Source organism: Bacillota bacterium, assembly GCA_040754315.1.
GTDB lineage: Bacteria > Bacillota > Sulfobacillia > DUSP01 > JBFMCS01 > JBFMCS01.
Window position 1 is genome coordinate 1 of record JBFMCS010000009.1, and the last position, 9,628, is coordinate 9,628.

The window sequence follows — 9,628 nt, forward strand, 5'->3', positions numbered from 1 at the left end:
TGTCGACGTCAAGGGAAAATGTCAGGTTAATTGATAAGCGATTCTGTCAGTAGGGGGCACCGTCTCAAGTAAAGCACTATTAGCGGCACGGCGGGTCGGCGGTCCATCACGGTACACATACTTGCGCACAGTATTCCTACTGATGCCAAGGTCTCTGGCTATTGCCCGCAGGGATAATCCTTGTTCCTTTGCCGCACGTATTGCATCCCAGCGAGCCATCTGGCGGGGAGTTGGCCCGTGACGTCGAGGACCCTGTCTTGCAGGCTGCCGGGAATAGTAGTCTTGGGAAATGGTATCTGGCACACTGGTGTCTGCTGTAGCACTTACTTCGCTTAACGCCCAATCTCCGGTGCCTGAGGTGGTGGAGACGTTCTTGGAAGCGGTAACGGCTTGCGCCCGCAGGACACCGGGACGCGGTGGAGATTCCTGCGCGGGGATCGCCCGGCCTTTATGGCAGAGAACAAGGCTTCCGTCGATGTGTTCTTGGACCTGGACGATGGCCCCTGCACGGCTAGGCTCCCCAGGCTCCGGGAGCAGCTGCAGAGTCCGCCACCTATACTTAACCGTGTTGTCCCTTGCTACTTTGCGGGTATGCTTGTAGCAGAGAATCCCGTCCAGATCCATCTCAGGGGGAAGCGCCCGGTAGGCGGGCTTCGTCTCTAGGGGCAAAACCCCGAACCGTTCATTGAACCGGGGCAGAAACTCCCAAAGAGTGCGGTTGGCGTCGGCTAGGTTGCTGGCGCAGGCTAGACGTAGCTCGGATACCAGCCGGTCCTGAAAGGTTCCGGCCGCCCTCTCGACGCGCCCCTTCGCCTCGGGGCTCTTGGCGAAGATCTGCTGTACACCAAGCTCCTCTAACGCCCGGCCAACCTGCGTTTCCTTCTGCTTTGCCGGGGGAATCTCTGAGGCTGAACTTGGCTGACCTAGGACAGCGTGACGGTCGTGGTAGACTGCCAGGGGGATGCCATGCTGCTTCACGATGCCCTCAAGAAGAAGAAAATAACCGTATGCGTCCTCTCGCTCCCGGAAAATGGCGTAAGGGACCTTTCCAGTGGCGTCGTCTACCGCCAGGAGTAGAGTAAGCCAGGGCCCTCTACCCTCCAGCCAGTCATGAAAGCTCCCGTCGATCTGCATGAGCATTCCCTCTTTTGGCATCCGCTCCCGCCTCATGCGGTGACGTGGAGGTCGCCGGCACCGAGGGCTCCTTATCCCCGCGCTTACAAGGATATTGCGTACGGTGCAGCGGGATAGGCACAGCCCCTCTTTCTCCGCCAGTATCTCCGTCAGGTGAGTGTGATTAAACCCTTGATAGCTCGTGGTAGCGAGTGTGAGGACTTGTTTCCTGATAGCCTCGCTGGTGGTGTTGACAGGCTGGCGACCACGATTTCCATGGGCAAGCGAAGCGTCACCCTCCCTCCGATAGGCCGCCAATATTCGCCACGTATGACGTTCGCTCAACCCAAGGACATGTGCCGCCTCTTTGGTACCCATGACATCCTCCAGTACATAGTTCAGCACCTTCAACCTCGCTTTCTCCCTCTGGGTCAATGTCAGTCCTCCCATACTGACATTTTCCCTTATCTGTTAAGCACTGTCATGATCGTATAACAACGACAGGAGGGAGCTATCAAGTTGGATATCTGCTTGTTGTGCTAGGATATGTTTCATTGCCAGTCTGGGCGGACAACCATAACGGGTCTTTGAACCACGTGGAACACCCACGGTCAAGACCAGAGATCCCAGTCCTCGTCTTCTGAAGGTTTTAGGACCGAGTGAATCCTTCCCACTCCGGTCACAAAGCGGCACTCCTCAAAGAACTTCAAGATCGCTGTATGCGTACAAAGTAAATGCAGGCAACAATCCCTCCGAAGCCAATAACTCGGGATCTCCGGTCAGTCTTGCGGGAGACGTGTCCTTGTGGAATTACGTCTCTTGTGGGGGTATTGAACAAGGAGACCGGAGAATACGGCCTGTACCTCACAAGTTTTCCCCGGACGAGTTGAGCGCGGAGGATGTGGCCCTCCTTTATGGAGCGCGATGGAGCATCGAACTGGTATTCAAGGAACTAAAACGCGTCTACATGCGCATTCCGGTGAAATCGGCCACCTGTTCCAGAGTTTCCGGCCGGGTCGGATCGAAGCGACGGCAGTTGTTGTGGATACCGGTAGCTGGGTATAGTCCAGTTTGGAGAAGGTTTTGCGCATAGATTCCTCCCCTTGAGTTCAAGTTTGCAGGCACTGTGTGCCAAGCGGTCGAGATTGCATTGGCTAGAGTGGGATAAGTGAAAAGATGCACCCGGAAAACTATGCCGGAAAGACACGCTGTTCCCTTCTTAATAGCGGCAGAAGGCAGTCATCTCACATATTGCCTAACTTACCGATTTCAAAAACATCACATTTCATTGCCATTATTTTTACCGGGGATTAGTCCCACGATGTTACCAACAAATGCTTTCACTTCCGCTACCCAGGGCCGTACATCCATTATCTCAAATTTTACCAGATCAGCATAATCCGATTTTTGACGGCTATCAAATAGCCTATCATACAGATGTCCCATTGCTACTTCAACCAGGCCAGGTTTTACTATTTTTTGGTGGAAAAGGGATCTGATGCCACTATGCTTGGGTGAGGAATGCCCCTTCGCCAACAAGAGGGCTGATACAGCATAAAAACATGCATAGTAGAGACGGTTAACACAGGTATTGGCATGACCGGCATCCAGAAGAAGTTCGGCCTCGCGAATAGACTCATTAGCCCGATCCAGTCGATAATAAACAAGCTTACCTACGTCCTCGTTCATAAAGCGATACCCTCTCGCTCCACGTTCCGTACGAAAGGCATGGCCTGATAGGTCGGCGAGTACCACTCTTCCTTGCCATAGCAGGTGACGGTTAGAACGGCTCCTGTTTCTAACTCAAGGGGGTACAAGCCCTGGCGTATCCGGTCTTCTAACATCCAATTTGCCTTTTCCTCCAGCAGGATTAACAGATCATAGTCAGAATCCGGCTTCGCATCTCCTCTGGCCCGGGATCCATAAAGAATAACTGTCGCCTCAGGGGCAATCTTTCTTATTGCCTCCCTGCAACGTGTAAGCAAAATGCTATCTTGCGGCCCGTAGCCATCATCAACCGCTTGGCGGCTCATTACCCTGGCCTTTCCTCCTTTCGCGTTGCTCTCCCTGTTTTCATAATTATACTACATCCTCCATCTACTTACCCTTCAATTTCGGAAACACTGCAAAGGGTTCTGATACTGGCCGGTAAACCGCATCTCAAAGTGCAGGTGCAGCCCGGACTCGCGACTCCTTGCTCAGAGTTAAAGTATGGACAAAATACCTCTAGTCATAGTGAATTCAGAACCATGAGTTCCGGAATGTTGCCGGACATTAAATCAAAATCACTATCGTTATGAAGCAATACCAGCTTTCTCTCAATTGCGGTTAGAGCAATAAGTAGGTCGATTGTACTTCGTGGGGTTACGCCTTTGCGTCTCAGGTCAAAATATATTCTGGCACCCTTTTCAAAGGTAGAGGCTTCTGGCTCTAAATAATAGATTTGCTGAGTTGAAAGATATTCTTTAAGTGTATTAAACTCTGTCTCATTTCTTGCCCCCTGCAAAACCTCCTGATAAGTGTAGGATGATATTCCAAAGGGAATATCTCGGGAAAGAACATCTTTGAAAAGCTCTGTTTTCTCATCTACTTGTCCTTTCAAAAAACCGATGAGGACAGAGGTGTCAATTAGTACCATATTTTAACACCCCTTTCGCATTGCTTTATAATCATAATTGTCGGCAAATGCAATCTTGCCCTGTAATTCTTTCAAGTCCTTGCGTGCATGACGTTGTACAAACTCAACTAGAGCCCTATCAACCACTTCCCTCTTAGTAGTCAAGCCAGAAATGCGCATAGCCTGCTCCATGAGGTTATCATCAATTACGATATTAGTACGCACACCGATACACCTCCTCATACACATTATATTGCACATAAGATATCCCTGTCAATTACAGACATCAAACTGAGTTCGGTGGCCACGAACGTGCTTGGGGGTAACGGGTCGAGCGATACTGCAGGAGATAACCGGCGGGAATGTGGATCCAAAGGTCCTGGCTTCATTGGCGAAGGGCCGGCTTAGAAGCAAGAAAGCCGAGCTTGAAGAGGCACTTCAAGGACTCGTTGGCCGCCACGTGGTACTCATGCTGGTAGTGCAATTAAGCCACATCGATGCTCTCGATGATGCGATTGAGCGAGTAAGCGAGGAGATAGAGGCACGGATACGCCCTTCTCAGGAGGCCTTGCTGAGGCTTGAGACGATCCATACTCGCCTGGTTATACTCCTTTACCTGCCACGAAAGTTTGACCTCGGCCCTGTTCTCCTCCACTCTGGTCACTTCAACGTCAGCCGGGTTCACCACCGCTCGTTCTTCCTTATATGCACTGTACGGTCGACCTGGCACTGATGAGTTCCTCGGCCAATAGGATCTCAGGTTGGAGGTCTCCGCGTGGAGCCGGGACACCTCCGCCCGCAGGTGCCTGGTGTTAGACCACGAGACAAGGTTCACCAGCAAGGATATGGAAAGCAGCACTGGGATGAGGGGAAAACCCCTGGTGTCAGACATGGGTGCCCGGCCTCTGACAAGTGGCACTCATCTTCCTTGACTCCAGAGCCGAGATGAAGTTGCCTAGACCGGCCAGTTTTTCCCCGGGGATTCGCCTGGTCCCCGCCAGGCAGGTCCGAACCGTCGCATAGCCGGAGCGTTGAACACCCTTCCCTGTTCATGCTATACTCTGGGAAAGCGCGTGATGACGCCAATTGACTGGAGGGAAGGCACTACATGCAGGGGCCTTTACTGACGCACGAAGACAAGTTCGGGGCTGTGGGAATCACCTTTGATGATGTGCTCCTGGTGCCTTCCGCCTCAGAGGTGCTTCCCAGGGATGTGAACATCGGTACCTGGCTCACCCGCAACATCTCGCTGAACACCCCGCTGGTGAGTGCTGGGATGGATACGGTGACCGAGTCGCGCATGGCCATAGCCATGGCCCGCGAGGGCGGGGTGGGCGTGATCCACCGCAACATGAGCGTCCAGAGACAGGCCGAAGAGGTGGACAAGGTCAAGCGCTCCGAGCACGGGATCATAACCGATCCCATCTACCTTAGCCCTGAACGCATGGTAAGGGAAGCCGCGGACCTCATGGAACGTTACCACATCTCCGGTGTGCCCATCGTTGAAGGCCCTCTCCTGGTGGGCATTCTCACCAACAGGGACATAAGGTTTGAGGAGAACCTGGACCAGCCCATAGCCAACATCATGACCAAGGACAACCTCATCACAGCCCCTGAGGGCACCACCCTTGAGGAGGCCAAAATGACCATGAGGCGGCACAAGATAGAGAAACTGCCGCTGGTGGACAAGAACGGGAACCTGAGGGGACTCATAACCATCAAGGACATTGAGAAGGCACGGAAGTACCCGAATTCCGCCAAGGACGCAAAGAGCCGGCTCCTGGCCGCGGCGGCGGTGGGGGTTGGCAGGGACCTCCTGGAGAGGGCCGGCGCCTTGAAGGATGCCGGTGTGGACCTGATAGTGGTGGATACGGCCCACGGCCACTCCTCCGCAGTCCTGGAAGCCGTTGGCCGTGTAAAGAAGAGTTTCCCTGACCTTGACGTGATAGCGGGCAACGTAGCAACGGCCGAGGGAACCCGAGCGCTAATCGAGGTAGGTGCCGACGCCGTCAAGGTAGGAGTGGGGCCTGGCTCCATATGTACTACCAGGGTGGTGGCGGGTATTGGCGTTCCCCAGCTCACCGCCATCTTCAACAGCTTCCAGGAAGCCAGGAAGCATGGGGTGCCCATCATCGCGGACGGCGGTGTAAAGTGGTCCGGCGACATAGTCAAGGCGCTGGCCGCCGGGGCCCACGCTGTCATGGTGGGCAACCTCTTCGCCGGTACCGATGAGAGCCCCGGTGAGTTCGAGATCTACCAGGGGCGCACCTTCAAGACCTACCGGGGCATGGGCTCCCTGTCCGCAATGAAGGACGGGGGCGCCGATCGTTACTTCCAGCAGCCCTCCGAGAAGCTGGTCCCCGAGGGCATTGAAGGCCGGGTGCCATACCGCGGCCCCTTGTCGGAGATAATATACCAGATGGCGGGGGGCCTCCGGGCTGGCATGGGATACGTTGGGGCCAAGAACCTGGAGGACCTGAGGAGCAACGCCCGGTTTATGAGGATCACTACTGCCGGGCTCAAGGAGAGCCACCCTCACGATGTCTCCATCACTAAGGAAGCCCCCAACTACATGGGGGGTTCTTTCCAAGGGTGAGGGCATGATCTACCTGGACAACGCCGCGACGACCAGGCCCAGGCCCGAAGTGGTCGAGGCGGTGTGCCGCGCCCTGGAGGGGATCTGCGGGAACCCCTCTTCCCTGCACCGCTTGGGCGCCGAGGCCTCGAGGGCCCTGGAAGAAGCCCGCAGGAGTGTCGCTATGGCCCTGGGGGTACCAGCCCAGGACCTCATATTCACATCCGGGGGAACCGAGGGCAACAACATGGCCATCCGGGGTGCGGCCCTGGCCTCCAGGGGCCGTCACCTCATCACCACGGAAGTAGAGCACCCCTCAGTCTACCAGGTGTTCCAGGAGCTGGGGGAAGAGGGCTGGAGGGTGGACTACATTGGGGTTGACCGCCGGGGAGTGGTGGACCCAGCGGAGGTCGCCCGCGCCCTCAGGGATGACACTGTGCTTGTCAGCGTGATGCTGGTGAACAACGAGGTTGGCTCCGTCCAGCCCATCCGGGAGATCCGCAGGGCCATAGGCCCAAAACCCATCCTTCACGTTGATGCCGTCCAGGCGCTGGGCAAGGTGCCTGCGGCGGTCTCTTCCCTGGGGGCAGATCTGGCCACGGTAAGCAGCCATAAGATACACGGGCCCAAGGGGGCCGGGGCGCTCTACAAGGCTCCCAGGGTTAGGCTCAAGCCCCTCAGCGTGGGTGGCCAGCAGGAACGTGCCCTGAGGCCGGGTACTGAGAACGTCCCTGCCATCGTAGGGTTCGGTGTTGCCGCAGCCCTGGCCCACAAGGAGATACCTGAGTCATCCGCCAGGATGCATGATCTAAGGGCCCGGCTGGCCGGCCTCTTGGCAAGGATCCCGGGGGCCAGGATGAATGGCCACCTGGAAGTGGGAGCCCCCCACATACTGAGTTACTCCTTCCTGGGTGTGCCCGGGGAGACCCTGCTTCACCACCTGGAGGCCATGGGTGTTATAGTGTCCACGCGCTCGGCTTGTTCCTCCCGGCACAAGACACCCAACCGGGTTCTTAACGCCCTTGGGTGCTCCCACGAGGAGGCGGAGGCCGCCATACGCCTGGGGCTGTCCTCCTTCACCACCGAGGAAGAGATCGACCATGCGGCTTGTGCTGTCAGGGAGTCAGTGGAAGCCATCAGGGGCCTTGGGGGTTCATGATGTACGATGTGATACTCATCCGGTTCGGGGAGATAGGACTGAAGGGGCAGAACCGCCCCTTCTTTGAGAGCGCCCTGGCCAGGAATGCCAGGAGGGCCGTGGGACGCCCGGTGCGGAGGGTGTGGGGCCGCCTTTTAGTGGAGGCCGGGGATGACCCCGAGGGTGTGCTCTCTCAGGTAACCCGGGTCTTTGGTGTGGTGTCAGCGAGTCCAGCAGCCAAAGCCCCTTTGGACCTGGAGGCCATCAAGGCCACTTCCCTTGAGGTATTCCGGGACGGTGATAAAGGCCGTACCTTCAAGGTAGAGACCAGGAGGGCGAACAAGGGCTTCCCGCACCAGTCCCGCCAGGTGAGCGCGGAGGTCGGAGCCCACATCCTCAGGAACACCCCCGGTGTGAGCGTGGATGTCCACTGCCCCGAGGTTACCGTGAGGGTAGAGATCAGGGACGAGGAGGCATATGTCTTCAGCCGCGTGGTGCCAGGACCGGGGGGACTCCCCGTCGGGACGGGGGGCAGGGCCATCCTGCTCCTGTCTGGAGGCATAGACAGCCCCGTTGCGGGCTGGATGACCATGAAACGAGGGGTTGTCCTGGAAGCCTGCCACTTCTTCTCCTTCCCCTTCACGGGGCCCAAGGCCCGGCAGAAGGTGGAAGACCTCTGCCGGGTCCTGTCCGCGTACAGTGGTGGCATGACCCTGCACGTGGTCCCATTTACCGAGACCCAGACCGCCATCAGGGAGCACTGCCCTGAAGACCTCCGTGTCACGGTGATGAGGAGGATGATGGTCCGCATGGCCCAGGAAATAGCAGTGCGGAAGAGGGCCCTGGCTCTGGTAACCGGCGAGAGCATCGGGCAGGTCGCCAGCCAGACCCTGGAGAGCATGGCCTCCATTAACGCGGTGGTGACAATGCCGGTGCTGCGCCCCCTTTCGGGGCTGGACAAGACGGAGATCACGGAAAGAGCTAAGGCCATAGGAACCTACGACATATCTATCAGGCCGTACGAGGACTGCTGCAGCCTGTTCCTGCCCAGGCATCCAAAGACCAAGCCTACCCCGGAAGAGGCGGCAAATGCCGAGAGGCAACTGGACATCGCCACGCTGGTGGAGAGGGCCGTAAGGGACACCGAGAGGGTGCGCTTCGGGGGCATGAACAAACCTGGTTTTGAGGGACCCTAGCCTGGCCGGAATCATGTCAGGCCTGCGCCTTCACTATGCGGTCGTAGTTCCTCCAGGCGTAGATGGCCTCCTGGTACATCTGCAGGCGGTACCTGAACCCCCGGGCAATGCCGAGCTTCTGTTCCTTGGTGACGTGACTGATGTTCCTCAGGGGTACGTGAAGGAGCTCCAGGCCCCTTCTCCTAGCGTGAAGGTTGATGAGAACCTCCACCCCGAAGCGAGACCAGGAGAGGTCCGGCAGCGCCTCCGCCATGGCCCTGGTGAGGCCCCGCTGGCCGTTGAGGATGGGCGTGAGGTGCTGTGCCAGGTCTACGTGGCTTTGCCCGCCCTTGAACACGCCCACGGTCATCCGGGGCACACCGGGGTTCTCCAGGGGCCCAAGGAGAGTCATTATGTGTTCCTCGCCAAGTCCCAGGAGATCAGCGTCAAGGAACACCAGGCCCTCGGCCCCTCCGGCCAGGGCGGCATGGAGCCCCGTCTGGAGGGCGGCCCCCTTCCCCATGTTCTCCTTGTGGGCAAGAACCTGGACTGGGAAACCCTGCGCGACAGCACCAGTGCCGTCGGACGACCCATCGTCGATGACGTACACCCGGTCCAGGAATGAGCACCTGGTCACCACCTCAAGTACCGCAGCGATCCTGGGCGCCTCATTGTATGCTGGCACAAGGGCAACAGTATTGCGTGTCATGGCATCCCCCCTCAGTCCAGATTCCCCACGGCCTGGCGATATCCTCCGAGTCCTGGTGCCAGTGTCCGAAGGGTGCCCCGGTGTAAAGCGTCTTACCTACACCGGTCTCGGCCGTATTGTAGCACTGACCCAGGTTACACCTCCACAGTTGTAGCACTGACCCAGGTTACACCTCCCGAGTTTAACAGATAAAAGGGGCAAAATCTCCCGAAACCGTTGCGGTTACAGGAGATTTTGCGGTACTGCTGAGGTATTAAAACGTAGTCACATGGCCGTAGTCTTGTCGAAGCTGTATTTGATC

10 protein-coding genes and 1 pseudogene are annotated in these 9,628 nt (G+C 57.2%); 4 read left to right on the forward strand and 7 right to left on the reverse strand.

Going from position 1 to position 9,628, the window contains the following annotated elements; translation table 11 throughout:
- Positions 1 to 21: 21 nt before the first annotated feature.
- The gene (locus AB1576_01590) at positions 22 to 1,563 is read right to left on the reverse strand and encodes an ISNCY family transposase (GenBank protein MEW6080490.1); all 1,542 of its coding nucleotides are present in this window, start codon (positions 1,561 to 1,563) and stop codon (positions 22 to 24) included.
- 368 nt (positions 1,564 to 1,931) lie between these two features.
- Here AB1576_01590 and AB1576_01595 point away from each other — a divergent pair.
- A pseudogene (locus AB1576_01595) lies at positions 1,932 to 2,071 on the forward strand (transposase).
- Between the two features lie 320 nt (positions 2,072 to 2,391).
- Here the strand turns inward: AB1576_01595 and AB1576_01600 are convergent.
- From AB1576_01600 to AB1576_01620, 5 genes are all read right to left on the reverse strand, one after another.
- Positions 2,392 to 2,802: a HEPN domain-containing protein gene (locus AB1576_01600; protein MEW6080491.1), complete on the reverse strand. Its 411-nt coding sequence runs from the start codon at positions 2,800 to 2,802 to the stop codon at positions 2,392 to 2,394.
- Positions 2,799 to 3,146: a nucleotidyltransferase domain-containing protein gene (locus AB1576_01605; protein MEW6080492.1), complete on the reverse strand. Its 348-nt coding sequence runs from the start codon at positions 3,144 to 3,146 to the stop codon at positions 2,799 to 2,801. The genes AB1576_01600 and AB1576_01605 overlap by 4 nt, the downstream gene beginning before the upstream one ends.
- Positions 3,147 to 3,343: 197 nt before the next feature.
- A complete protein-coding gene (locus tag AB1576_01610) occupies positions 3,344 to 3,751 on the reverse strand; it encodes a PIN domain nuclease (protein MEW6080493.1) in 408 nt (135 codons plus the stop codon).
- Between the two features lie 3 nt (positions 3,752 to 3,754).
- Complete coding sequence (locus AB1576_01615; protein MEW6080494.1) at positions 3,755 to 3,955, reverse strand: type II toxin-antitoxin system VapB family antitoxin; 201 nt, start codon at positions 3,953 to 3,955, stop codon at positions 3,755 to 3,757.
- A gap of 259 nt (positions 3,956 to 4,214) precedes the next feature.
- Positions 4,215 to 4,649: a hypothetical protein gene (locus AB1576_01620; GenBank protein ID MEW6080495.1), complete on the reverse strand. Its 435-nt coding sequence runs from the start codon at positions 4,647 to 4,649 to the stop codon at positions 4,215 to 4,217.
- A gap of 189 nt (positions 4,650 to 4,838) precedes the next feature.
- Here AB1576_01620 and guaB point away from each other — a divergent pair, with 189 nt between their 5' ends.
- From guaB to thiI, 3 genes are read left to right on the forward strand one after another with little or no spacing between them, the layout of a single operon-like run.
- Entirely contained in the window at positions 4,839 to 6,326 is a 1,488-nt protein-coding gene (gene guaB, locus AB1576_01625; protein ID MEW6080496.1) for an IMP dehydrogenase, read from the forward strand.
- A gap of 4 nt (positions 6,327 to 6,330) precedes the next feature.
- The gene (locus AB1576_01630; GenBank protein MEW6080497.1) at positions 6,331 to 7,464 is read left to right on the forward strand and encodes a cysteine desulfurase family protein; all 1,134 of its coding nucleotides are present in this window, start codon (positions 6,331 to 6,333) and stop codon (positions 7,462 to 7,464) included.
- On the forward strand, positions 7,464 to 8,639 hold the full coding sequence (thiI, locus tag AB1576_01635; GenBank protein MEW6080498.1) for a tRNA uracil 4-sulfurtransferase ThiI: 1,176 nt from the start codon (positions 7,464 to 7,466) through the stop codon (positions 8,637 to 8,639). The genes AB1576_01630 and thiI overlap by 1 nt, the downstream gene beginning before the upstream one ends.
- A 16-nt stretch (positions 8,640 to 8,655) precedes the next feature.
- On the opposite strand, the gene AB1576_01640 is transcribed toward thiI, so the two are convergent.
- Positions 8,656 to 9,327 carry a glycosyltransferase gene (locus tag AB1576_01640; GenBank protein ID MEW6080499.1) on the reverse strand — a complete coding sequence of 224 codons (672 nt, stop codon included), beginning with the start codon at positions 9,325 to 9,327 and terminating at the stop codon, positions 8,656 to 8,658.
- Positions 9,328 to 9,628: the final 301 nt, after the last annotated feature.